23 protein-coding genes are annotated in these 25,030 nt (G+C 45.0%); 10 read left to right on the top strand and 13 right to left on the bottom strand.

The genetic code is table 11. The features are described from left to right. Positions 1-20 precede the first annotated feature (20 nt). Complete coding sequence (gene xerD / locus NFI80_RS23460) at positions 21-917, top strand: site-specific tyrosine recombinase XerD (protein WP_235164007.1); 897 nt, start codon at positions 21-23, stop codon at positions 915-917. Here xerD and NFI80_RS23455 read toward each other — a convergent pair whose 3' ends face one another. Together NFI80_RS23455 and NFI80_RS23450 are read right to left on the bottom strand one after the other, a co-directional pair. Next, positions 918-1,121 carry a hypothetical protein gene (locus NFI80_RS23455; RefSeq protein WP_035360193.1) on the bottom strand — a complete coding sequence of 68 codons (204 nt, stop codon included), beginning with the start codon at positions 1,119-1,121 and terminating at the stop codon, positions 918-920. 1 nt (position 1,122) lies between these two features. Next, positions 1,123-1,629, bottom strand: coding sequence for a SixA phosphatase family protein (locus NFI80_RS23450; protein ID WP_235164006.1), 507 nt, complete (start codon positions 1,627-1,629; stop codon positions 1,123-1,125). A 194-nt stretch (positions 1,630-1,823) separates the two neighbouring features. On the opposite strand from NFI80_RS23450, the gene sppA reads away from it, so the two are divergent. Further along, complete coding sequence (gene sppA / locus NFI80_RS23445; RefSeq protein ID WP_235164005.1) at positions 1,824-3,590, top strand: signal peptide peptidase SppA; 1,767 nt, start codon at positions 1,824-1,826, stop codon at positions 3,588-3,590. Between the two features lie 9 nt (positions 3,591-3,599). On the opposite strand, the gene NFI80_RS23440 is transcribed toward sppA, so the two are convergent. From NFI80_RS23440 to metH, 4 genes are all read right to left on the bottom strand, one after another. Continuing rightward, complete coding sequence (locus NFI80_RS23440) at positions 3,600-4,523, bottom strand: YihY/virulence factor BrkB family protein (protein WP_235159299.1); 924 nt, start codon at positions 4,521-4,523, stop codon at positions 3,600-3,602. A gap of 78 nt (positions 4,524-4,601) precedes the next feature. Continuing rightward, a complete protein-coding gene (locus tag NFI80_RS23435; RefSeq protein WP_233797210.1) occupies positions 4,602-5,840 on the bottom strand; it encodes a NupC/NupG family nucleoside CNT transporter in 1,239 nt (412 codons plus the stop codon). A 95-nt stretch (positions 5,841-5,935) separates the two neighbouring features. After that, positions 5,936-6,481: a nuclear transport factor 2 family protein gene (locus NFI80_RS23430; protein ID WP_235164004.1), complete on the bottom strand. Its 546-nt coding sequence runs from the start codon at positions 6,479-6,481 to the stop codon at positions 5,936-5,938. A gap of 202 nt (positions 6,482-6,683) precedes the next feature. After that, positions 6,684-10,508: a methionine synthase gene (gene metH / locus NFI80_RS23425; RefSeq protein ID WP_235164003.1), complete on the bottom strand. Its 3,825-nt coding sequence runs from the start codon at positions 10,506-10,508 to the stop codon at positions 6,684-6,686. 193 nt (positions 10,509-10,701) lie between these two features. Here metH and NFI80_RS23420 point away from each other — a divergent pair, with 193 nt between their 5' ends. The 4 genes from NFI80_RS23420 to NFI80_RS23405 all read left to right on the top strand — a co-directional run bounded on the left by NFI80_RS23420 (position 10,702) and on the right by NFI80_RS23405 (position 14,457). Beyond that, on the top strand, positions 10,702-11,178 hold the full coding sequence (locus tag NFI80_RS23420) for an Lrp/AsnC family transcriptional regulator (protein WP_233797213.1): 477 nt from the start codon (positions 10,702-10,704) through the stop codon (positions 11,176-11,178). A gap of 265 nt (positions 11,179-11,443) precedes the next feature. After that, positions 11,444-12,058, top strand: a complete 615-nt coding sequence (locus NFI80_RS23415) for an RNA polymerase sigma factor (protein ID WP_026628354.1) — start codon at positions 11,444-11,446, stop codon at positions 12,056-12,058. An 85-nt stretch (positions 12,059-12,143) separates the two neighbouring features. Further along, the gene (locus tag NFI80_RS23410; RefSeq protein WP_235164002.1) at positions 12,144-13,451 is read left to right on the top strand and encodes a hypothetical protein; all 1,308 of its coding nucleotides are present in this window, start codon (positions 12,144-12,146) and stop codon (positions 13,449-13,451) included. Between the two features lie 94 nt (positions 13,452-13,545). Then, positions 13,546-14,457: a Ppx/GppA phosphatase family protein gene (locus tag NFI80_RS23405; protein WP_026628356.1), complete on the top strand. Its 912-nt coding sequence runs from the start codon at positions 13,546-13,548 to the stop codon at positions 14,455-14,457. 10 nt (positions 14,458-14,467) lie between these two features. Here the strand turns inward: NFI80_RS23405 and NFI80_RS23400 are convergent, their stop codons facing one another. The 7 genes from NFI80_RS23400 to NFI80_RS23370 all read right to left on the bottom strand — a co-directional run bounded on the left by NFI80_RS23400 (position 14,468) and on the right by NFI80_RS23370 (position 20,662). Then, the gene (locus NFI80_RS23400; RefSeq protein WP_026628357.1) at positions 14,468-14,836 is read right to left on the bottom strand and encodes an SxtJ family membrane protein; all 369 of its coding nucleotides are present in this window, start codon (positions 14,834-14,836) and stop codon (positions 14,468-14,470) included. Between the two features lie 79 nt (positions 14,837-14,915). Then, positions 14,916-15,065: a DUF5989 family protein gene (locus NFI80_RS23395; protein ID WP_169719989.1), complete on the bottom strand. Its 150-nt coding sequence runs from the start codon at positions 15,063-15,065 to the stop codon at positions 14,916-14,918. Between the two features lie 72 nt (positions 15,066-15,137). After that, entirely contained in the window at positions 15,138-16,259 is a 1,122-nt protein-coding gene (locus tag NFI80_RS23390; protein WP_235164001.1) for an SGNH/GDSL hydrolase family protein, read from the bottom strand. 28 nt (positions 16,260-16,287) lie between these two features. Further along, entirely contained in the window at positions 16,288-18,150 is a 1,863-nt protein-coding gene (locus NFI80_RS23385; RefSeq protein ID WP_235164000.1) for a carbamoyltransferase family protein, read from the bottom strand. Between the two features lie 190 nt (positions 18,151-18,340). Further along, entirely contained in the window at positions 18,341-19,387 is a 1,047-nt protein-coding gene (locus tag NFI80_RS23380) for a hypothetical protein (protein ID WP_235163999.1), read from the bottom strand. Positions 19,388-19,487: 100 nt separating this feature from the next. Continuing rightward, complete coding sequence (locus NFI80_RS23375; RefSeq protein ID WP_233797218.1) at positions 19,488-19,874, bottom strand: acyl-CoA thioesterase; 387 nt, start codon at positions 19,872-19,874, stop codon at positions 19,488-19,490. A 53-nt stretch (positions 19,875-19,927) separates the two neighbouring features. Continuing rightward, positions 19,928-20,662 (bottom strand): 6-phosphogluconolactonase, encoded by a 735-nt coding sequence (locus NFI80_RS23370; protein ID WP_235163998.1) that lies wholly within the window; start codon positions 20,660-20,662, stop codon positions 19,928-19,930. A gap of 145 nt (positions 20,663-20,807) precedes the next feature. On the opposite strand from NFI80_RS23370, the gene fumC reads away from it, so the two are divergent. The 4 genes from fumC (at position 20,808) to NFI80_RS23350 (ending at position 25,003) form a co-directional block, all read left to right on the top strand. After that, a complete protein-coding gene (gene fumC, locus NFI80_RS23365; RefSeq protein WP_233797220.1) occupies positions 20,808-22,208 on the top strand; it encodes a class II fumarate hydratase in 1,401 nt (466 codons plus the stop codon). Between the two features lie 71 nt (positions 22,209-22,279). Then, positions 22,280-22,813 carry a HEAT-like fold family protein gene (locus NFI80_RS23360; protein ID WP_235163997.1) on the top strand — a complete coding sequence of 178 codons (534 nt, stop codon included), beginning with the start codon at positions 22,280-22,282 and terminating at the stop codon, positions 22,811-22,813. Positions 22,814-22,858: 45 nt separating this feature from the next. Further along, a complete protein-coding gene (locus NFI80_RS23355; RefSeq protein WP_235163996.1) occupies positions 22,859-23,800 on the top strand; it encodes a D-2-hydroxyacid dehydrogenase in 942 nt (313 codons plus the stop codon). Between the two features lie 24 nt (positions 23,801-23,824). After that, complete coding sequence (locus NFI80_RS23350) at positions 23,825-25,003, top strand: galactokinase (protein WP_235163995.1); 1,179 nt, start codon at positions 23,825-23,827, stop codon at positions 25,001-25,003. Positions 25,004-25,030: the final 27 nt, after the last annotated feature.

Below are 25,030 nucleotides of genomic sequence, written 5' to 3'. Positions count from 1 at the left end.
ATCAGATTAACAGTTCTTCTATGTGGCAAAGCTACATCAAACATTTTAAAAATTATCTTCGGCTGGAACGCTCCCTATCGGGCAATTCAGTGGAGGCTTATGTGCGAGATGTTGAGAAACTGGAAGAATATCTTGAATTGGCAAAAATCGATTTGCCCCCTGCGAAGATTACGGAGGAACATTTAGCGGATTTTCTGAAATATCTGTCCGAGCTCGGCCTGGCGGCACATTCTCAGGCGAGGATGCTTTCGGGCATTAAAGCTTTTTTCAGATATCTTTTGCTGGAAAATGAGATTACCGAGGACCCGACCGAACTGCTGGAATCCCCTCGCCTGCCGCGCAAGTTGCCGGATGTGCTTTCCTATGAAGAAATTGAAACAATGCTCTCCGCCATCGATCATTCCACGCCGGAAGGAACGCGAAATCGGGCGATCATTGAAGTGCTGTACAGTTCGGGCTTGCGAGTTTCAGAATTGACTGGCTTGCAACTGACCCATTGTTATTTCGACATTGGCTTTCTGCGGATTTTAGGAAAAGGCGATAAGGTAAGACTGGTCCCGATTGGCAAAGAAGCCATTAAATACACCCAGATTTACCTCGAACACGTCCGTAATGACATTGCACCGGCCAAGGATGCAGAGGACATTGTTTTCCTGAACAGAAGAGGCGGTCAGCTTTCTCGTGTGATGATTTTTATAATGATCAAGGACATTGTGGAAAAGGCAGGAATCCACAAAAATGTGAGCCCGCACACATTCCGGCATTCATTTGCGACACATTTGATCGAAGGTGGCGCGAGCTTGCGCGCAGTGCAGGAAATGCTTGGGCATGAGTCGATTACGACCACGGAAATCTATACGCACCTGGATCGCGATTATCTCCGGCAGGTTATTACGGAATTTCACCCGCGGGGTTGATTACTTCACTTCTTCCAGCAGCGAATCCAGTAAAAGCGAATCAGCGTCGGGCGTGGCGCCTGGTAGTGCGCGGTTCAGTTGCTTGGGCTTATTCCAGGGAGCGGTTGTACGGCTCGACATGTCGTAGGAAATGTATACGAAAAGCGCAATAAAAAAGACAGTTATGGCAATGAAAATGCTGCGGTTCTTGTTTGGTTTGTCCATTTTACTCAGTTTCGCTCACTTGTTTTGGTGTTTTGTATAAAGTCAGCTGCCCGGTTTTTGCCGAAAGCTCTTCCCATTTGAGTCCTTCAAATTCAATGATGGCAACGCTTCCTTTCTTCATCGAACCTAAATCTGTTCCCGACATATATTCCGCAAAATGGCTGATATCGGGATTATGGCCAAATAGCATCAGCTTTGAAAAGCTTTCCGAAACAGAATTCAATGCGTTTAAATAAGCTTTCGGCCCGCCATCGTAAAGGTCTCTGTCAGAGATCAGCTGATCCGCATTCAAGCCCAACTTTTCCGCGATAATTTCGGCAGTTTGATAAGCTCTGGGAGCCGGACTTGAAACAAAAATATCAGCACCAATATTGGCCGTGGCAAGCCATTCCCCCATCTTCGCCGACTCGCCCAGTCCCTTGTCATTAAGTTTTCTGTCAAAATCCTTGATCAAAAAACTATGGTCCTCAGCGGTGGCGTGGCGAACGAGAATTAGCGTCTTTTTCATTTTTCTTTTTTTTCAAAATTACAGATATCCTGCATTTAAACCACTTTGCAGGGACATGAAAATCGGCGTGAATTTTTTGCCACTTAGCGAGCTCATATAACCTTTCGACATTAATTATTCTACAATCCGCGACAATTAATCTGTATTTTTGTTTCTTACATACCTATGAAATAAAACCCACTAGCAAGTATATCATGTTACAATTCTTTAAATATGTCCTGGCCACTTTTGTCGGCATAATCATTTTTCTTTTCGCTTCCTTTTTCATCCTTGTGGGTATCGGTTCCATGCTTTCGTCAGATGACGAGGTCGTTATAGCAGAAAAATCTATCCTTAAATTAGACCTTAACAAACCGATACAGGAAGTAGGCGTCGAAAACCCTTTTGCTGAAATCGGCGGGCCGTTTGGTGGCAACGAAAATGCGGTCGGACTGAAAGACATCATCGAAGCCTTAAAAAGCGCTCAGAAAGACGATAACATCAAAGGCATTTACCTGAAAACAGAAGGACCGGAAGCCGGATGGGCAACATTGGAGGAGATCCGGAACCAGCTTTTGGAATTTAAAAAATCGAAAAAATTCATCGTTACTTACGGCGAATCTTACTCCGAAAAAGGCTATTACATTGCTTCATTAGCCGATAAAATTTACCTGAATCCTGCTGGCGGCATGGAATGGAATGGACTTTCTGCCGAATACAGCTTCTTTAAGGGCACTTTTGACAAGCTGGACATCAAGCCATTGGTGTTCCGGGTAGGTGAGTTCAAAAGCGCGATCGAGATGTTCTCGCGTCAGGATATGAGCGATTCGAGTAAAAAGCAGTCCATCGAATTAATTACAGCCATTAATGGCAATTTTCTTAAAAATATATCTGCCTCCCGTAAAATTCCGGTTGCTGAACTAAAAGGACTTGCCGATTCCCTTGCTGTTGACAATCCGAAAGCTGCATTAAAATACAAATTTGTGACAGATCTGGGTTACCAGGATGAATTGGAGTCCTATTTGAAAAGGGATTTGAAAATAGAGGACAAGAAAAAGATCACTTATGTGGGTGTAGATAAATATCTGAAAGGCGGCAGCAAGGTTGATGAGGGGGATTTTAACAAACGCATTGGCGTGCTTGTAGCGGAGGGAGAAATTACTTCCGGCGATGGCGGCGACGATAATATCGGCTCTGACAAATTTGTAAAAGAACTGAAAGAGATTCGTGAAAACGACAAAATCAAAGCGGTCGTGATTCGGATTAATTCCCCTGGCGGAAGCGCGCTGGCCTCTGATGTCATGTGGCGCGAAATACAAATTACAGCCAAAAAGAAGCCTGTTATTGCTTCCATGTCTGATGTGGCAGCTTCCGGCGGATATTATATGGCTATGGGTTGCGACAAAATTGTGGCACAGCCGAACACCATAACGGGTTCAATCGGGATATTCGGCTTGATTTTCAATGTTTCGGATTTCATGAATAACAAGCTTGGGGTAACATTTGACGGCGTGGGCACCAGTCCGCATGCTGACTGGCCTACTGCAACCCGCGACATGACGGAATTCGAAAAATCAATGATCCAAAAGAGTGTCAACGAAGGTTACGAGACATTCATAAAAAAAGCAGCGGCTGGCAGAAAAATGTCTGTTGAAAAACTGAAAAGCTTGGCACAAGGACGCGTTTGGTCTGGTGTTGAAGCCAAGGAAAACGGCCTAGTGGATGTTTTGGGCGGTGTGGATGATGCCATCAAAATTGCTGCAAAAGCGGCAAAATTGGGTGAAGGCGATTATCGTGTGCGTTATTATCCTGAAAAGAAAAAGCCGTTTGACGAACTGGTAACCAAAATGATGGGCGATGAGGAAGAAAAAGCATCGACAAAGGCACTTGGTGAACTTGCTCCATATGTCAAAATGTATAAAAAGCTTTTGAACATGGGCGGAACACAAACCAGAATGCCTTTCGAACTTGTAATTCGCTAAGCGTTTCTGTTAATCGACGATCAGCTCACCGGTTTCTTCATCAATTTCTTTTCTGACAATCAGCACGGCGTGTTTATTGGGAGCAATTCCAACGCCGTCCTGCTTGGCATAAACCTTCGTAAATTCTGCCCCAAAATAAAGAATAATAGAAGAATAGTAAATCCAGGTCAGCAGGATTACGATAGAAGCGGAAGTACCGTATGCTGCACCAAGGTCAGACTGGCCCAGATAAAAACTGATCACAAATTTACCTATCAGGAACAGAATAGCCGTAAAAGTTGCTCCTACCATACACTCCTTCCATCTCAGCTCGCCATCCGGTAACACTTTGAAAATCACTGTGAACAGCGCAGTAATAATGGTCAGAACCAGCGCCAGGTTTACAATGTAGAAAAGTATGACAGAACCTTCTGAAAAGTATCTTTCCAACTGATTACTCAGCACATCCACCAACGCACTTGCACCCAGGGACACAACAAGCAGAAAGCCGAGCGTAAGGATCAGTGAAAAGGATACGAGGCGGTTTTTAAGATATTGAAGCCAGCCTTTTTTGGGTTTGGATTTGATAGCCCAGATGTAGTTGATCGAATCCTGCATTTCAGCAAAAACCCCCGTTGCACCGACCAGCAATGTTCCGATCCCTATCGCCGCAGCCACACCGGACTTGTTGGAAAGCTCTGCGTTTTTAAGGATTTCCTGCAATTGCTGAGCTGCACTCGCGCCTACCAATCCTCTGATCTGGTCAAACAACTCACCTTGAATGGCATCCCGCCCGAAAAAAATGCTGAACACGGAAATGATGACCAGCAACATGGGAGCCAGGGAAAATATCGTGTAGTAGGAAAGAGCTGCACTCAGTTTCAGCCCGTTATCATTCATGAACTCACCGAAACTTTCTTTGAGGATGGAGAAATACAGCTTTACGTTTTTCATACGATGTTTTACTAATTCAATATTAACTTCGAATCAGCAAACAAAAATATCCATGCCAAAGCAGCAATCTGACCGGGCTTATAACAGCAAACCGGCAAGCGTTGCCGACATGTAGGAAGCCAATGTTCCACAAATGAGTGCTTTAAATCCCAGCCTTGCCAGGTCGGCCCGGCGTGACGGTGCGAGTTCTCCGATCCCTCCTACCTGAATGGCAATGGAGCTGAAATTTGCAAAACCGCACAATGCAAAACTGGTGATCACGATGGTTTTATGATCCAGCGTCTCCTTCATTTTCACGAGATCAAGATAGGCCACAAACTCGTTGATAACCATCTTTGTCCCCATTAACGAGCCAGCAGCCTCGATATCCTTCCCGGGAACGCCCATGGCCCACGCAAAAACGGAGAAAACTTTACCAAGCACAAAGTTGAAACTCAACTGTGGAAAAGCAAACAAACCGCCAATCAAGCCCAGCAAATAATCGAGCAAGGCAACCAATGCGATAAAGCCGATCAGCATGGCTATGACATTAAAACCAACTTTCAGGCCCTCGCCTGCTCCCGCTGCAATGGCATCCAGCAAGTTTGCATGCGTTTTCTGGATTTCCAGCTTTACGACGCCTTTTGTGTTTGAAGTTTCAGTTTCAGGAAAAACGATTTTTGAGATAACCAGTGCACCCGGAGCAGCCATTAAACTGGCAGCGATAAGATAAGGAGCCGGAACGCCCAATGAAATATAAACAGCCATTACACCGCCCGCTATACACGCGAAACTTCCTGTCATAGAAGCCATTAACTCGGAGTTGGTCATGTTTTTCAAATAAGGCTTAATCATAATCTGCGCCTCCACCTGACCTACAAATGTGCTGGCAACATTGGAAAGAGCTTCTGCACCACTTACACCCATAAGCCAGTAGACGCCGCGCGCAATGACAGAGACCACGCGTTGCATAATGCCCAAATGGTAGAGCATATTCACCAGAACGGCAACAAAGATGATAGTAGGAATTACTTTAAAGAAGAACACGAAATCATTTCCAGGACCAAATGCACGTTGCATTAAATCGGGGCGAACGAGCGTTCCGAATACAAAATCGGCGCCCCTGTCGGAAAATGAGAGTAATTTTTGAACTTTATCACCCAGCCATTGAAAGATCCGCTGGCCGGTTTCGGTACGAAGAATAAATACAGCCAAGCCAAATTGAAGTCCCAACCCCACGCCTACTGTCCGGTAATTAATCGCCTTTCTGTTATTCGACATTGCGAATGCAATGCCCAGGATCAATATGATACCCAGCAGTCCCGTAAATCTTTCCATAAATTGTTAAGTCGCCCTTTGCCAAAAGGTGCAAAATAACAACAAATTAATTGGAAGATGCGAAATGTGTAAAATATACAGGATTATACCGGAGATTATTTGGCAGCGATAATGGCCTCAGCCGGCATGGCCAGTTTATCGGATTGACGATGTACGATTTTCCACTCATTATTTTCCCGGCGGAAGACAATCGTAACATTCAGGTCAACTTTAATGCCATCTTGGAGTGTGTAATGCTCTTTTTGAAGAACATATCCCTGCTCAGGGCCAGCTTGACTCGCGATTTTTTCTAATTTGAAGTTGCTATTACCAGCCATTTTCTGAGCAAAGGAATCCAGACTTTTTTCGACCGATTCCCAACCTTTGTATTCCTGTCCATCCATTGCACAAAAATTGCTTACATCTTCCGAGTGCGACCAAAGCGATTTGTAGATGGAAGCCCGACCCTTAGCAAGCTCCTGGTTGCCTTCCTGCAATTTCAGCACGGCTTTATCGAATGCGCCGGAATCCTGACCTATATTTTTAACTGATTGAACCTGGGCGGGGCTTACTGTTGAAACTTGCCCGCGTGTTTTGGTTCTGTATTTAAATGAGGAGGCAATAAGGATGAGTAAGATGAAAACGGCGATATTACGATTCATGGCTAACAGACTTTAATTCTAACTCGAATTATAAGACAAATATTCACTGTAGAAAACTAAGAAAATAGCGTATTAATACCTGTTTCCAGCACTTCATGCTCCTTAATTACGTCATTTGTTCAAAAAAAGTATACAGCGGACAAATAAAATGGGAGAGCAGGTTACCCCCACTCTCCCAATCGAACCTTAAACATTAAACTTTTTAGTATCCCAAAACAGGAGAAAGCCACTTTTCAATTTCTTCCAGAGGCATATCTTTTCTCCTTGCATAATCCTCAACCTGGTCTTTAAATATCTTGCCAACAGGGAAATAGCGGCTGTCCGGATGCGAAAAATACCAGCCGCTCACGCTGCTTGCGGGATACATGGCATAGCTTTCCGTCAATGTAATGCCGAGCTGTTCTGCGTCTAAAAGATCGAATAGCATCCGCTTTTCTGTGTGGTCCGGGCAGGCTGGATACCCGGGTGCAGGACGAATGCCCATGTAGCTTTCCTTAATGAGGTCTTCGTTGCTAAATGTTTCATTTTTGGCATAACCCCAAATCTCCTTCCGAACGCGTTCATGCATTAATTCCGCCAATGCTTCCACCAAGCGATCCGCCAGTGCCTTCACCATAATGCTGTTGTAATCATCATGGTCCTTTTCATATTTATCCAAAAGCGCTTCGATGCCGATGCCCGCAGTCACTGCAAATCCGCCTATATAATCGGTTTTTCCCGTTTCAAGAGGTGCAATAAAATCTGATAAGCAATAATTGGCCAGATTAGACGCTTTTTGAGACTGCTGACGCAAATGATGTAAAACCGCCGCCGTATCAGCAACAAGCTCCCCTGCATTGAGATTCTCCGTTGCCGGTTGACTGATCAGATATTCGATATGTTGGTGCGAGCCATGCCTTTCGCAAGACACTTCGCGGGTTTGCTCTTCAAAATGATGCAAAACAATGTCATCCTGAATTGAATTGGCCGGCCAGAAACCAATCACGGCTTTGGCTTTAAGCGTTTTATCCCGGATGATTTCGCCTAGCAGCACCGCAGCATCCTCGTATAATTTAACTGCTTCCGCTCCAACAACTTTGTCTTCAAAAATCTTGGGAAACTTGCCGTGTAACTGCCAGGTCTGGAAGAATGGTGTCCAGTCAATGTATTTAGCAATGTCATTCAAATCATAGTCATCATAAACCCTTGTTCCCAAAAATTGCGGCTTGGTCGCCTGGAAGCTGGCCCAGTCGATTTTTGCTTTATTTTCTCTTGCTTTTGCAATGGGAACATGCGCTTTTTCCCCGCCGCGTTTGGCATGGTCGACTCTCAGCTTGGCGTATTCAGCCTTAATGTCTGATAATACATCAGCCTGACTCTGATCACTTTGGATCAGTTTACCAGCGACCGGAACAGATCTGGAAGCATCGAGAACATGAATGACAGCACCGGAATAATTGGGGTCTATTTTAACTGCCGTGTGTATACGCGAAGTTGTTGCACCTCCGATTAAAAGCGGCATTTTAAAGTTTCTGCGCTCCATTTCTTTGGCCACACCAACCATTTCGTCGAGCGAAGGCGTGATTAATCCCGAAAGACCAATAATGTCCACATTATGCTCAATGGCGGCGGCGAGGATCTTATCCGTAGGCACCATTACGCCCAGATCGATAATTTCGTAATTGTTACAGCCCAGCACCACGCCCACAATGTTTTTGCCAATGTCGTGAACGTCGCCTTTTACTGTGGCGAGCAATATTTTTCCGGCTGAATTATTGCCCTCACTTTTTTCCGCCTCAATGTAAGGTTGCAGATAAGCAACCGCTTTTTTCATTACACGAGCTGATTTCACAACCTGCGGCAGGAACATTTTTCCTTCGCCAAAAAGATCACCCACAATGCTCATTCCGTCCATTAACGGCCCTTCTATCACTTCTAATGGTCTGGCAAACAAGTGTCTGCATTCCTCCGTATCCTCATCAATATAATCCGAAATCCCTTTTACCAAAGAATGCGAAATGCGCTCTTTAACCGGCAATTCTCTCCATGAAAGATCAGGACCACTTTGTGTTTTTCCTTTGTCTTTTACTGTCTCTGCATAAGCAACAAGGCGTTCGGTTGAGTCGGCGCGACGGTTAAGCAGCACGTCTTCAACCAGTTCAAGCACATCTTTCGGGATCTCATCATAAATGCCAATTTGCGCAGCATTTACAATTCCCATATCCATTCCGGCGCGGATTGCGTGGTATAGAAATGCCGTGTGAATGGCTTCACGCACCGGTTCATTTCCCCTGAAACTGAAAGAAACATTGGAAACACCACCCGAAACTTTCGCATGCGGAAGATTTTCCTTGATCCAACGAACGGCATTGATAAAGTCAACCGCGTAGTTATTATGCTCTTCCATTCCGGTTGCAACCGTCAGAATGTTCGGATCAAAGATGATGTCCTCAGCTGGGAAACCAACTTCTTCTGTCAAAATGCGGTAAGCTCTCGAACAAATTTCAATGCGTCGTTCGAGGTTATCAGCCTGGCCTTGCTCGTCAAATGCCATTACAACAGCCGCCGCGCCGTAGCGAAGCACCGTTCTTGCGGATTCCTTGAATTTCTCCTCGCCTTCTTTCAAAGAGATCGAGTTAACGATCGACTTGCCCTGCACACATTTCAATCCCGATTCAATCACTTCCCATTTCGAAGAGTCGATCATTAAGGGCACTTTGGAAATATCAGGCTCAGAAACAATGAGGTTAACAAAGGTTTTCATTGCCTCCACGCCGTCGATCATCCCTTCGTCGAGGTTAACATCGATCACCTGCGCACCGCTTTCGACCTGTTCGCGGGCGATGGCAAGTGCTTCGTCGTATTTGCCTTCACGCACGAGCCTGGCGAATTTTTTTGAACCGGTTACATTGCAACGCTCCCCAATGTTCACAAAATTGCTCAGCTTATTGATCTTAACCGGCTCTAAACCAGATAATTTCATCACTGTTTCGCTCGGCGGCAATGTTCTTGGGCTATATTTTACAGACAGGTCCGCAATCACGCGGATGTGGTCCGGCGTCGTTCCGCAGCAGCCACCGATAATGTTGACCAGATTATCTCTCAAAAATCCATCAACCACTTCGCCCATCTGCTCGGGAGACTCGTCATACTCACCCATTTCATTCGGCAAACCTGCATTCGGGTGAGCAGAAGTAAAAAATGGGGCCTCTTTCGCCAGAATTTGCACATATGGACGCATCAGATCGGCCCCTAATGCGCAGTTCAAGCCTACTGAAAGCAATGGTAAGTGAGATACAGATGTCAGAAATGCTTCTGTCGTCTGCCCTGATAATGTTCTTCCGGAAGCGTCGGTAATTGTTCCCGATATCATGATCGGCAATGCTTCGCCGGGTTTATTTCTCCATGAATCGAGGCGCTCTATTTTACCATTTTTGGCATCAACGAAAAATTGATCGATGGCAAAAAGTGCAGCCTTCGCATTTAATGTATCAAAAATGGTTTCAACGAGCAGCAGATCGCAGCCGCCGTCCGTAAGACCTTTAATTTGCTCATAATAAGCTTCCACCAGCTGATCAAAGCTGATCGCCCGGTAACCGGGGTTATTAACGTCCGGCGAAAGTGACGCGGTCCGGTTCGTAGGCCCGATAGACCCCGCAACGAAACGCGGCTTGTCCGGATCTTTTTCTGTGAACTCATCCGCAACTTCCCTCGCAAGGCGCGCAGACTCAAAATTCAGTTCATAAACCAATTCCTCCATGCCGTAATCGGCCATGGCAATGGTGGTTCCTGAGAATGTATTGGTTTCGGCAATGTCTGCCCCTGCCTCGAAATATGCAGCATGAATGGCTTTGATAATGTCAGGGCGTGTTAGTGAAAGCAGGTCATTATTCCCTTTTACATCACGCGGCCAGTCCTTGAAACGCTCGCCCCTGTAATCGTGATCTTCCAGCTTATACCGCTGGATCATCGTTCCCATCGCACCGTCCAGTACAAGGATACGGCTTTTCAGGATTTCACGGATGTCTGCGTTTTGCGTTGCTACCATTGTGTTGTATTTCTATTAGCTGAATAATTTTAAGCGGAAGGATTCCAATGTCAACTGGAAAGCAAATTTAACCTAATAGATGTTTTGTTCAAAAAAATCAAAAAGTTCAGACTAATAGTCTACGTCCATTCCAATCGACAAATTATTTATCTATATTCGATCAGTTCAAAAAGTAATTAAAGATATTCTATCTATGTATAATCCCGACGAAACAGATGCTAAAATCCTGCATTATCTGCAACAGGATGCGACCTTGAAAACAAGGGAATTGTCGGAAAAGTTGAATCTATCCTATACGCCTGTTTATGAACGTGTTAGGAGACTGGAAAAGGAAGGGATTATTAAGAAGTATGTTGCACTTGTAGATCGCGAAAAGGTAGGCAAGAAGTTGATGGCTTTCTGCAACATTGCTTTAAAAGAACATTCCAAATCGATGGGGGAAAAATTCGTGAAAGCTGTTGTGGCCATGCCCGAAGTGATGGAATGCTTCAACATTTCAGGTGATTACGATTTTTTGCTTAAAGTCGTGGTGGATGATATGTCGCAGTATCAGCAGTTTTTAATGCAGAAACTGGGTTCGCTTGAAAATATCGGGAGCACGCACAGCCTGTTTGTCATGGGCGAAATCAAGAATTCCTCCGCTTTGGAAATGCACATCCAGAAAAAATAAATACGGCACCAGAAATTCCAGGCCGTATTCCAACTCACCCCTAACAAATTTTTTAATGTCTTTTGAATGTAAGGACATTCTCTAACTATTTACGTTCCTCACAAAGCAGCTGTTGCAAAATTTGCCACTTTTTTCGCCAGGAAAAGGGCTTTAACATTTTTTAAGAATCGTCACAAATTTAAATGCTCAACTTTTGCAACAGAATTACGGCAATATCCGTAATCCTAATTAAGCACTCAATCCCTGACAATCTGATCCTCTAACTTTGCTCTTCGGACGAAAAATATCTTTTAACGAAAACGACTTTGAGACCGTCGTTGCTGCGTGCATTGCTGGTAACAACCAGGCGCAGAGACATCTCTATAAACAGTTTTTTGGCTATTCGAAAAGTATTTGCCTGCGTTATACATCGACAACCGAAGAGGCTGAGGAAGTTTTGAACGAAGGCTTTTTGAAGGTTTTCAATAATTTGGGTAAATATGATTCCAATCACCCGTTTAAGGCCTGGCTGAGAACGATCATGGTGAACACGGCGATCAGCTATTACCGCAAGCATAAGAAGCATAATGAAGATATGGTTTCGCTGGAAGACGCTCCATATCCGAAATTTGATGAAGATATCATCGGGCAAATCACCGCAGATGAGATCCTGGAACTGATCCAGAAAATTAAGCCGGTTTACAAGAATGTGTTTTTACTTTATGTGGTCGACGGCTACAACCACCGCGAAATTGCAGATTTACTACAAATAAATGAAGCCACTGTACGCTCGCATTATGTGCGTGCAAGAGCGCGTTTGCAGCATTTGATTAAACAATATTACCCAAATCTCTATCCAAGCGATTGGGCCGTAAAGTCATTAAGAGGAAATGAAAACTAATAGATTTGAAGATACTATACGCCGGAAATTAGAAAGTATAGAACCAGACTTTCAAGAGAAGGATTGGGCTAAAATGCAAAATTACATGCAAGCCCACAACCCTCCCACTTTTTGGCAGCAGCACAGTTCCTGGATCGGTTACGCCGCCGCAGCTTCGGTTTCGACGGTGATGGCTTTTATGTATGTGAGCCAGCGCACGCAAAACTACAATCTGACGGCAGACGTCAAAAACCTGCAACACCAGATCGAGGCGATCAAAAATATACCTTCTGAAAAGACAGACACGGTGTATTTAATGCAAAAGGCAGGTGATTCTGGTGAGTTGGTCGCGGTTTCGAAAGAAAATCTGACTCAGCAAAGCCAGGTCGATGCCAGGTTTGCCGCCGAGCCTGAAGACGTGCAGCAGCGACTTGCAGAGCGTAAAATTTTAGTCAAACCAAATGCGGTTTTTGCAAAGCGTCAATCATTAATTGCTGAAAATGCATCGGTTGCCGACAACGCAGTTATTGCAGACAGTGAACTGGTTACCAACCATGCGAATGGAGGAAACGGATCCGTAACTGATCAGCTGACGGTTCCATTCGAAGCACCGTTGGATATGCAACGCGCAATAGCATTCAATAAAGGTAGCTCGCAGGCTTATAAAATGAAGTATAACCTGGTTAACCGCATTTCTTCGCGCCAGTACAAACAGGCGCTTCTTGCCCGTAATGCGAACACACTGCCTGTCGCTAATGCAGTGAAAGGCACCGAACAGTTGGCGCAAGCCGAAACGGTCATCCCAAAACTCGACCTGAAAGTGCCTTACAGATTCGGTATAGGTTTTCAAACAGACCGCGTCGGTAAGGCGAAAAGCGTTTCCGGAGAAGTTCTGGTCGGAAGAAAATTCTCGATTTCTGCCGGGATAAGCTGGCTGAAAGTGAAGCCGATGGAGTTTTTCAATGAGAAATTATTCCGGGAAAAAAGCCGCCGCGATTTCCGCGAAAGCCTTCCCGGCGAAGTGCCGGCAGCATTGCACGTCTATAACATTAAGGTTGATCCTACGGTTGTACAAATCCCCTTAACCGTTGCCTTCCGGAACAACATGAAAGACAACTGGGCCTATTATGCGGGCGCAGGCACCAACATTACCGTTTCTGCAAAAGAGAAGATTACATTCGACGCCAAGTCGCCAAACCTTGCGTACCTGAACCAGCATTTCGAAGCCAAGTCGGATGTACCATTGATTAATTCTGTGAATCTAACGATGGGCGTTGAGAAAGCCTGGTATCCGATCGTTGTGCAGGCTGAGGGATATTTGTACACTTACTTTAACCAGCTCAATCCTTTGAGCCAGTCCGCCGGGCCGGGCGTGAAAGTCAAGCTGATGTATCAGATAGGAGGAAAAATGTAAATAAGCCGCTTCAACTTTCAGGAATAATAAATAGATTCTTGTTCCTGAAAGTCCTATTTTTGGCTTTTATTTACTCCCCTATTATACCTGACTTTTGAAATTCGCTGCAATAGATATTGGATCCAACGGTGCCCGCATGCAAATCTCTTCGGTGTTGCATGACGAGGGAATTTCCCGTTTTAAGAAGGTTGAATATGTCCGTTTTCCGCTAAGACTTGGCCATGATGTTTTTACAGAAGGCCGGATAAGTCCTAACAGCGAAGACCGGATGATGAAGCTTATGCTTGCTTATCAACTTTTGATGGAACTGCATGAAGTGGACGATTACATGGCTTGCTCAACTTCGGCTATGCGCGAAGCAGACAACGGTTATGAGGTCCGCGAACACATTCAGCAGCGCACCGGCATCCACATTCAGATCATCGACGGCCAGAAAGAAGCAGAGCTGGTTAATAATGTTGTGGTTAAATCGCTGAGCGACGGCCAGTATATCCACATTGACGTGGGCGGCGGCAGTACGGAGCTGAATGTTTATAAGGACAGGCAAAAAATTGCTGCCAAATCGTTCAAATTGGGCTCAGTAAGACTTCTGGAAGGGAAAGAATCTAAAAGTTCCTGGCTTAAAATCAAGGAATGGATCAATCAGTATGTTGACTATTCCCTGCCCATCGAGGCCGTTGGAACGGGTGGTAACATTAACAAATTATTCGATCTTTCATCAAAGCTTTCCGAAAGCTCCACCAGCCTGGACGAGATCGAAAGAATGCGTGACTACATTGCCTCTTTCACACTGGAAGAGCGAATTAATAAACTACAACTTAACCCGGACCGTGCGGATGTAATTGTTCCTGCGGGCGACATTTACACATCTGCAATGAAATGGGCGGGTGCTAATGTCATTCACGTGCCTGACGTCGGCCTGAAAGACGGCATGCTGCAATTACTTTACGATCGGGCGTGCCGCAAAAAAAAGCCCGAGGTTAAGCCCGGGCCTTTGTCAGCGTAATGTTATCAGGTTACCAAACCTGTTCAAGATCCTTTGCGGAATATTTGTGATTTCTCTCAACGAAAACAGAGTCTTTCGCTTCGCGTTTCAATGCTAGCGGGTTTTTCTTGCCTAATTTGGCGATAGCTGCAACCGGGAAAAGGATCACGAAAAAAACCAGGGATAACAATATCCGGCCATTGATCGCACCCAAAATCTCCGCGATCTTGTACCATCCTTTTACGATCAGGTCTCCTGCTGCGGGGATTGCGATACTTAATACACCAACAGCCGCCGCTGCCATAAGAAGATACGGATACTTAGAGCCGAAAATAAAGTAGAAAACGACTAAGCCTGTAACGATGACCAATTGCGCTTTGGCCTTATCTGATTCACTCATTTGATATTTGGGATAATTTAAATGCAGTGGCTTTGAAAACCACTGCATCAATTTTTAAAAGTCTAACTGATCGGATATACTAGAATAGGGTGTAGATGAAAGGAGCAACCGCCGAACCTCCACCGATAACAATCAGGACACCGATAAGCAGTAAAACGACAATCACAGGAGCCAACCACCATTTCTTACGCTCCTTCATAAAGGCAAACAAGTCTGTCAAAAAATCCATTTCTTTCGTTGTTTTTATTTCAAAGATAAATATTTCAATATTTTATAATACTATTTTCCAGTTATATTATTGTTAAGGCTTCTTCATCGCGTCTGTAAGCCTGTCTGCGATAAGTTTGTTTAATGTTGCGCTGCCGTGCCCGTCGTTCTTACCTACGACACGTTCCTTTTCCGGAATCTTCAAAACGCCATCATTAATGCCTACAACAGTAACGCCTTTTGAGCGCAGATAATCTTCCACTGGCTTGGTATAACCAGCACTTTTATCAACCTGAAAAAGGAACGGTATGAAAACTGCATACATTTTAGCACCTGTGCTGTCCCGGTAATCGATCATCTTGGAAAGATCTCTCAGGTGTGCGTTGAGCACTGTTGTATCGGTGTAGGCGGTTTGAACAAATTTTTCGAATGTACTGAAACCGGTGTGAGGCAATTGCCAATAGATGAAGTTGGGCAGATAAAAACGCTTTACCAATGTCGCCATAGGGCCTTTCAAATCGGCATAAGGTTCTGCGCCTGAAAGGGAAAGCCCTTTTTCACGGCCTACTTTCTCAATGTCATTGGGAAAATATTCCAGAACAATTACGTCAGGCTTTACTGGAAACTCTTCAAGCCTTTTGGCTTCGTCACGCGTGTCGGCGCCAGACATTCCTAAGTTATAAACAGAATGTTTGTCTGCACCTAACGAAGCTTCCAGTTGATTGGAAAAACGCTCGTTCACATCTTTCAGACCGTGACCCGCCGCAAACGAATCCCCAATAACGAGGATCTGCTTTTTGCCTGGCTCTTTCGTGATCTCCTTATCGTGGTAACCCAGTGAATTGATTGGTTTCCAATACTTTTCCCACCATATCTGCGAAGCTTTGGAAAGCACACCTTCATGGCTTTGCGGAATGTACATGAAAATGATCTCGAGGAAGATAAGCGTTACAAGCAGCGGGACGGTGATGGTGACAATATTTGCCAAAAGTCCTTTTGCCTTGCTTTTTACAACGCCGTAATAGAAAATCCTGAGGATCTCAATAATGAGCAAAAACCAGAATGCAAACTTTGCCAGGCGAACATACCAGCTGTCCGCTTGCGGAAATCCGGGATAATCAAATTTTATCTGAAACTTATCAGGATAGAATAAGAAAATGAATAATAAGCCAAGAAATAAGATGCGGATAACGCTGGTAACTATTTTAGAAGCCATTTGTGTATGTTATTGATATTCAAGGAAATTAATCAAGAACAAATTCTTCTTTCCAGTTATCTTTTTCAAGCCATTCAGGCTGTTGCTTTTTATCAAAAATGAAATTGCCGACTACGAGGTAATCCATTTCTGTCCGCATGAAACAGCGATATGCATCATTAGGTGTACACACAATAGGTTCGCCGCGAACATTAAAACTTGTGTTCACGATAACCGCGTAACCTGTAAGCGCTTTGAATGAATCGATCAGCTCATAGTAGCGCGGATTGGTTTCCTTATGGACAGTCTGGATCCGTGCCGAATAATCAATGTGCGTAATGGAAGGAAGGTCTGAACGCTCAAAATAAAGCTTTTCCCGAAGGTCCATAGCACCATAATTCGCAGGAACCGGCTTGCGTCTTCCTTCTGCAACCGGGTGAACGAGAAGCATATATGGAGAAATGCCATCATAATCGAAATACTCGGCACAATCCTCTGCCAAAACCGAAGGCGCAAATGGCCTGAACGATTCGCGGTATTTAATTTTCAGGTTCAGTTTTTTCTGCATCTCGGCATTCCGGGGATCGCCCAGGATACTTCTTCCGCCCAAAGCGCGCGGCCCAAACTCCATCCTGCCCTGAATCCAGCCTACAACGTTCCCTTCGGAAAGCAATTTAGCTGCATCGCCGGCCAGGTCTTTGAAATTTTCGTAATGCGTGTAAACGGCTTTGTATTTTTTGGCCGTCAACGCTACGTCCAGGTCTGAGAATGTTGGTCCGAGATAGGAACCTCTCATTGCATCCGCTTTCCAGGTAATATTTCTCTCCTGACCGAAGAAAATATGATAAGCAGCCTGCGCCGCTCCCAATGCACCACCGGCGTCACCGGCAGCTGGTTGGATAAAAATATCTTTGAAAATATTGGCTTTCTGCAACTTACCGTTCGAAACGCAGTTCAATGCGACACCACCCGCCATACACAGGTAATCCGCACCAGTAAGGCGTTTAGCTTCCTTTGCCATCCTGATAACCGCTTCTTCGGTAATGTTCTGAATAGCAAGTCCCAGGTTGCAATGGACCGGTTCAAGTGCGTCTTCCGGCCTTCTGGTTTTGAAGCCAAAAAGCGCTTCCCATTTGTCCTCATTCACCATTTTCAAGCCCGTAGCATAATCAAAATAATCTTGATTCAGCCAAACGGAGCCGTCTTCTTTCAGTTCAATGAGGTCTTTGAGAATGATATCTTCGTACTTTTTGATATCAGGGGAAGTTGGGTTGCCATAAGGAGCCAGACCCATTAATTTATACTCACCGGAATTGACCCGGAAGCCAAGGAAATACGTAAATGCGGAATACAGAAGCCCCAATGAATGTGGAAATCTCAGTTCCTTTAAAATGCTGATATCTTTTCCTTCTCCCAAGCAAATGGAAGCTGTTGCCCATTCACCCACGCCATCAATGGTAAGAATGGCAGATTTTTCATACGGTGACGGATAGTAAGCGCTGGCCGCGTGAGAAAGGTGATGTTCCGGAAAAAGCAGTTTTACTTTTTTCTTTTTATCATAACCCAATTTCACCAGCTCTTCATTGATCAGACGCTTTAAAAACATCTTCTCTTTAATCCAAACCGGCATTGCAGTTAAAAATGACCTCACTCCTTTCGGCGCAAATGCGTAATAGGTTTCGAGAAGTCGTTCGAATTTCAGAAGTGGTTTATCGTAAAAAACGATGGCATCCAGTTCATTCAGGGTTAACCCGCCATATTCCAGGCAAAACTTCACTGCCTCAGAAGGAAATCCCGGATCATGTTTTTTTCGGGTGAAGCGCTCTTCCTGCGCTGCTGCAACAATTTCTCCGTTATCAATTAGGGCTGCCGCCGAATCATGATAAAAAGCTGAAATACCTAAAATTTTCATTTACCTATTTAAAATTTTCCACTACAAACGCTTCCGGAGATATTTAAACCAGATGGCAATAGCGTGTTTTCCTGAACGAATGCACTATATGCTTAAATTGACGACAAAGCTAGCAAAAGTTGACACAAGTTAGGTATTATAGATTTTTTGACAAATAAGAATAATCCAACGGCAACCTTTTCGCCGCCGCCTAATCCGAATGTTCCAGTAACCGGGAATCGATCAGATGCCCGGCCAGTTTGGAGGCAAAATTTTGTGCTCCCAGCTCGCTGACATGGCATACGTCACAAAAAAAACGTCCATCCTGAGGCATATTCGCTGCCATATCAAAAAAATGTGTTTGCTTCCTTTTAGCCAGATCTGTCAATATCTGATTATGCGACTGGATGCCTTTTTTCACATTATCCGCCTGCCCCCAGATTGTTACGGGCGACGCATAATGGCAACCTGCAAAATGATCCATATCTTTTTGCTCGCCGGTCAGCTTCACTCCTTCCGGGAAATAGGACGCATATTTCATCAATAGCAACGCATCCCCGCGCCTGTTCGATATGTTAATCATGTTGGTGAGGTTTTCCCGGTACGGCAAGGCAGTTTTAATGTTGCTGCCGAATTTTGCAAAACCAGGATCTACCATATCCTGGCTCACATATGCCTTACGGGTAACTTTATCCCGCACACCCCTGATGACCAGCGCACATACATAAGGAATAACTGTAAAATTAATTTCCGGGTGGGCTTGAAGCAGATAAATGTCGCTATACCATTTAATGTGCGCATAATCGGCACGAAAATCTTTGTCGGGGATGCAATTTGCGCGGTTCTCGTTAATCGCCTCGTAGTAAATGACCAGATCAAACCGCTTATCTGCCAGAAGTTTGTATTTAATAAGGTTATCGAGCGAAGTGTGGCCGGCTGCGGCTGTATTGTAGAAGGCAAACTTTTTCGATTTGCCGTATTTCTTTTGAAGGATTGTATCAAGCCGCACTTCCATATTAGACCACGGTGTGCTGATCACCGAACCACCAAGGATGAGAATGTCCTGAACTTCGTCATCACTCCTGATGTCCTTCCCAATCATCTCTTTGAGTGTCGGATAAAACCCTGTGTACAAGTAATCGCCTGGCTTCCAAAATGGATAACCATAGCATACCAGCGCAATTCTGAGGATTATTTCAGTAGCGACGAAAAGGATTACAAAGAATATTAACGAAAAGAGGAACGAACGCCAAGCCATTCTGATAGTATATCGGCACAAAACCTTAGCCGAAAAAGGAAAAATTACCCTCCAACCATCCCGACCTGCCTATATACGAACAGAAATTACTTTTGGATCACTACGTAATAATTTTAGTTGGTTTATGCTGCTCGTCGAGCGCTACGAAAGTGAATATGCCCGTTACTGCTTTTTCACGGCCTTCTTCATACATTTTCTCCACAAAAATGTCCACACGCACCTTCATACTCGTATTTCCGACCGTTTCCACGCGCCCGATAAGCTCAATAATGGTCCCTGCGGGAATAGCATGCGTGAAGTCAATGCGGTCGGTTGAGACTGTAACACAGCGCAATCTGGAAAAACGGGTGGCGGCAATGAATGCCACTTCGTCCATCATCGACAATGCGGTTCCTCCGAAAAGGGTGTCGTAATGATTGGTGTTATTAGGAAACACCGTTTTAAAAACGCGTGCTTCGGAGGCAATGATCCTTTCTTCTAATGTCAAAACAGAAATATTTTAATTTTGGCAAAGGTAAAAAAGAGTCACGCTAACGGCGCCTAATCTGCTATTAGTTTTGCCGCTTCCGAATCCAGCAGAAATTCTGCGTTCATATGGTTTTGTAAAACAGTTGCAGGAAAAGCCGTCGTTACCGGGAATGCCATTGCACGCTGTATCACAGGCGCTTTCTCACTTCCTGCTGCTATCAGAATCGCGGTTTTTGCCTCCATAATGTGCCGGATGCCGACCGTAATTCCCTTGGTGATCGTGGTCGGTTGCTGAAAATATTTTTGTCCAACCTCTCTGGTCACGTTTTCAAGCTCCGAAACATGGGCATAGCTATCCCACGGCGTTCCCGGTTCATTTAAGGCCAGATGTCCGTTCATTCCCACGCCCAGAATGATCATATCCAATCCACCCAGGTTTTCCAGAACCTTGTTAACCCGCTTGCATTCTTCTTCGGGATCAATGGCTTTTCCATCAAAAAACACGATCTGATCTGCCCGTAAGCCAATTGGTTTTAAAAAGTCCTTATTAAGTAAATTCCGGCAGCCGCCATCATCTTCCGCTCCAAAACCTACCCATTCATCCAGACCGATGAAAACACACCGGGAAAAATCTGTCATGCTCTTTTGATTGGCGGACACCAGAATTTCAAACATGCCCAGCGGCGTGCTGCCGGAGGGCAAACAGATAACAGCAGAAGGTTTTTTGGCCAGTAATGCCATTACACGCTCCGCAACGGCGAGGCTCATGGCTTTATAATCGGGGTAAATGTTCAGTTTTGGTTTCATTGTTGAAATAAAATGTAGTTAAAAATAGTCTTGAACAGATTCTTTTCACCTAAGAAACATTTATCCTTGAAAAACACCAAAAACTGAAAGTCCAATCCTAACTTTACCGCAATAAACGTGATTGTTCATTCTCACTAAATAAAAAATGGAATACCGTATAGAAAAAGATACCATGGGTGAAGTGCAGGTGCCGGCTCATGTATACTGGGGCGCACAAACACAACGTTCGATCCAGAACTTTCCTATTGCTCAGGATATCAATAAAATGCCGAAGGAAATCATCAAGGCATTTGCATATTTGAAAAAAGCCGCAGCCATTACCAATTACGAGGCGGGCATTCTTCCAAAAGAAAAGAGCGACCTGATCGGACAGGTTTGTGACGAAATCCTAACGGAAAAGCTCGACGACCAGTTTCCGCTTGTGGTGTGGCAAACAGGCTCAGGAACGCAATCCAATATGAATTGCAATGAAGTGATCGCTTACAGAGGTCATGTATTGCAAGGGGGCCAGCTGGCTGACAAAACAAAATTCCTTCATCCGAATGATGACGTGAACAAGTCACAGTCTTCCAACGACACTTATCCTACGGCCATGCACATCGCTGCCTACAAGATCCTGATCGATGTCACCATCCCAGGCATCATCAAGCTCAGGGACACATTGAAAGCCAAATCCGAAGCTTTCAGAAACGTGGTAAAAATCGGTCGTACGCACTTTATGGATGCGACCCCGCTTACATTAGGACAGGAATTTTCGGGTTATGCTTCACAGTTGGATCATGGCCTGCGTGCGATTTACAACACATTGGCGCATCTTTCCGAGCTTGCGTTGGGCGGAACGGCCGTTGGGACAGGCATTAACACGCCCGAAGGTTATTCTGAAAACGTGGCCCGTCACATTGCATCATTAACAGGCCTGCCATTTATCACTGCTGAAAACAAATTCGAAGCATTAGCAGCACACGACGCGATCGTTGAAGCACACGGCGCATTGAAAACGGTTGCTGTAAGTTTGATGAAAATTGGTAACGACATTCGTATGTTATCATCCGGCCCGCGCTCCGGGATTGGCGAGATCCATATTCCTGATAATGAGCCTGGAAGCTCTATTATGCCGGGCAAGGTGAACCCTACGCAATGTGAAGCTATGACAATGGTGGCAGCACAAGTGATGGGCAATGACGTTGCCATAGGCATCGGCGGTTCCAACGGTCATTTTGAGCTGAATGTTTTCAAACCTTTAATGGCTTACAACTTCCTGCATTCAGCGCGCCTGATCGGGGATGTATGCGTTTCCTTTAATGATAACTGCGCGGTGGGCATCGAACCTTTGCATGAGAACATTAAGAAACACGTAAACAACTCGCTGATGCTGGTTACTGCACTGAATACAAAAATTGGTTACTACAAAGCAGCCGAAATAGCGCAAACGGCACATAAAAACGGTTCAACGCTGAAAGAAACAGCTGTGGGACTAGGTTACCTGACGCCCGAAGAGTTCGACGCCTGGGTGAAACCGGAAGAAATGGTTGGTGATAATAAATAGTTTCAGATAAATATTTAACAAATGCTCTGCCAGACCCGGCGGAGCATTTGTTTTGATAAACGGCTACGCTGATGAACATCCGCAGCACATTACTGGCAGATCCCATACAATCCAAACGGCGTGCAACGGAAGTAGCCGCTTATGCCTGTCTGGACAGTACACATTTTCAGGAACTGATGGACTGCTTCGTAGCCAACGATTACAGGCTGGCACAAAGGGCCGCGCAAAGCGTAAGCATTGCCGTAAGCGAGCGCCCCGACCTGATCGCACCGCATATGGGCTCGCTCGTGGACCAGCTCACAAGACCGGGCGTTCATGACGCGGTGATCCGCAACAGCGTACGCATTATGCAGGAAACAGAAATCCCCGTTGAGCTGCACGGGAAGGTTATGGACGCCTGTTTTAATTTTATTCAAAACAGGCAAATTGCAATTGCTATCAGGGCTTTTTCGCTTACAGTGCTTTACAATTTTTCAAAAATTTATCCCGAGATCAAAAATGAACTGGGCATAATTATTGAGGAGGCGATGGAATTCGAAACGCCTGCATTCAGGGCGAGAGGAAAGAAAATTCTGGCTAACATTAAAAAGCAAAAGCATCCTTAACACAGGTAAAAGTCTTTACTTTACTTCTTTAAAACAAAAAAGCAAATGATCATATACTGCTATTCCATGCTGGATGAGTCACTGAGAAACAACCTTAGTGAAGCACTGCAACCACACCATACAGTTCATTTCAGGACCGAAACGTCCAGTGAGGAAGAAAACCTGGCAGCATTTCGTACAGCAGATTATATCTTGGGCAATCCGCCTGTCGGCTGGTTTTCGGAACCGACGGATAAGCTGCAATTCTGGCAGCTGGATTCCGCCGGATTTGACCAGTATGCTTCTGTAAACATTAAAGAAAGCGTCAAAACAGCCAACATGGGTGACTGGTTTGCACGTCCCTGCGCTGAATCCATCGTAGGCGGCGTTTTGGCATTGTATCGTGGCATTGACACATTAACCCTGCTAAAACAAAAATCAGAATGGATCGGCTCGAAGCTGAGAGGTGAGTTGAAGATCCTTTACAAGCAGAATGTGATCATCCTGGGTGCGGGGACCATTGGATTGTCGGTGAATACGATTCTCAAAGGCTTTGGCTGCACAACACATTTAATGGCACGTACTTCACCGGAAGCTGACCTGCATTCACAGGAAGAATTATTTGTAGAACTGCCATTCGCGGATCTGGTAATCAACACGCTTCCCGGAACTGCCCAGCATTTTGTTGACCAGACTTTCTTTTCCAAAATGAAAGAACGCAGCGTTTATGCAAGCGTCGGCAGGGGCAGCACCACAGACGAGGATGCGCTGATCGACGTGCTGCAATCTGGTTATCTGGATGGAGCTGTTCTGGATGTGACGGAAGTTGAGCCATTACCGGAAAACAGTCCGTTGTGGAAAATGGAAAATGTTATTCTTACGCAGCACACCGGCGGCGGGCATAGCAACGAGCATATCGGCAAGGTCGATTTGTTCCTTAATAACATCTTCGCAATCGAAAATGGTGGAAATATTGTCAACGAAGTGAACCTGCGCAGGGGTTATTAATTAAATATCAGACTAGTATTTTAAATGCAAGATTCAGAAATAGTCAATAAAATAAAGGAAAAGTATTTCCAAAAATTCGGTCAGTCCTCAAAGCCGGAGCAAGTTAGGGTGTTTCGTTCGCCGGGAAGAATCAACCTGATCGGTGAGCATACCGACTATAACAATGGCTTCGTACTGCCGGCCAGCGTGGATAAGGCCGTTTATTTCGTCATTGAACCAAGGGAAGACGACCAAGTGATCCTTCACGCAGCGGATCTGGATGAAACTTATTCATTTTCAGTTGAAGATCTTTCAAAACCAGCGCAATCCTGGGCACATTACCAGCTGGGCATTATTGAGCAGATTTATAAAAAGGGGCTAAAAATCGGAGGTTTCCAAACCACCTTCGGCGGGGACGTTCCGGTTGGCGCGGGCTTATCCTCTTCTGCGGCGCTGGAATGCTGCCTGCTTTTCGCCTTGAACGAATTATACGACCTGAATCTGGACCGGTTCAGCATTGTAAAAATGTCGCAAAAGGCCGAAAATGAATATGTTGGCGTGCAATGTGGCATTATGGACCAGTTCGCGTCCGCATTTGGCAAAGAAGAATCCGTGATCCGCCTCGATTGCCGCTCATTGGAATACGAATATTTCCCTTTCCCCATGCAGGATTACCTGCTCGTGCTTTGCGATACCAGTGTGAAACATTCACTTGCCAGCTCTGAATACAACACACGCCGCCTGGAATGCGAAAAGGGGATCGCCATACTGCAAAAATATTATCCCGAAGTGCAGAGCCTGAGGGATGCAACGCCTGAAATGGTTGAGACACATAAAGATGAACTGGGCGACATTGTTTACCGGCGTTGTAAGTTTATAACCGAAGAAATCCAGCGCGTTCAGGATGCTTGCGATCTGCTTGTGGAAGGAAATCTGATTGATTTTGGCAAAAAAATGTACGCAACCCATCAGGGATTGCAGCACGAATACGAAGTAAGCTGCCCCGAACTCGACTTTTTGGTTGACCAGACATTATCTGATCCTAACGTGCTTGGGTCGCGGATGATGGGCGGAGGTTTTGGCGGCTGCACCATTAATCTTGTTAAAAAAGAGGCCGTCGATGCTTTTGAACAAAAAATGAAGGCAGCATATCAGGAACAATATCAGATTGACCTGCCTTGCTATAAAGTGAAAATCACAGCCGGCACAGGAGAGATCATTTGAAACAAATTGCTAAATATCCAGACAAAC

The sequence above is a fragment of the Dyadobacter chenhuakuii genome, from assembly GCF_023821985.2.
GTDB classification, from domain to species: Bacteria; Bacteroidota; Bacteroidia; order Cytophagales; family Spirosomataceae; genus Dyadobacter; species Dyadobacter chenhuakuii.
Note: the sequence above shows the minus strand (reverse complement) of the source record. Positions and strands in the feature narration are given on the sequence as shown.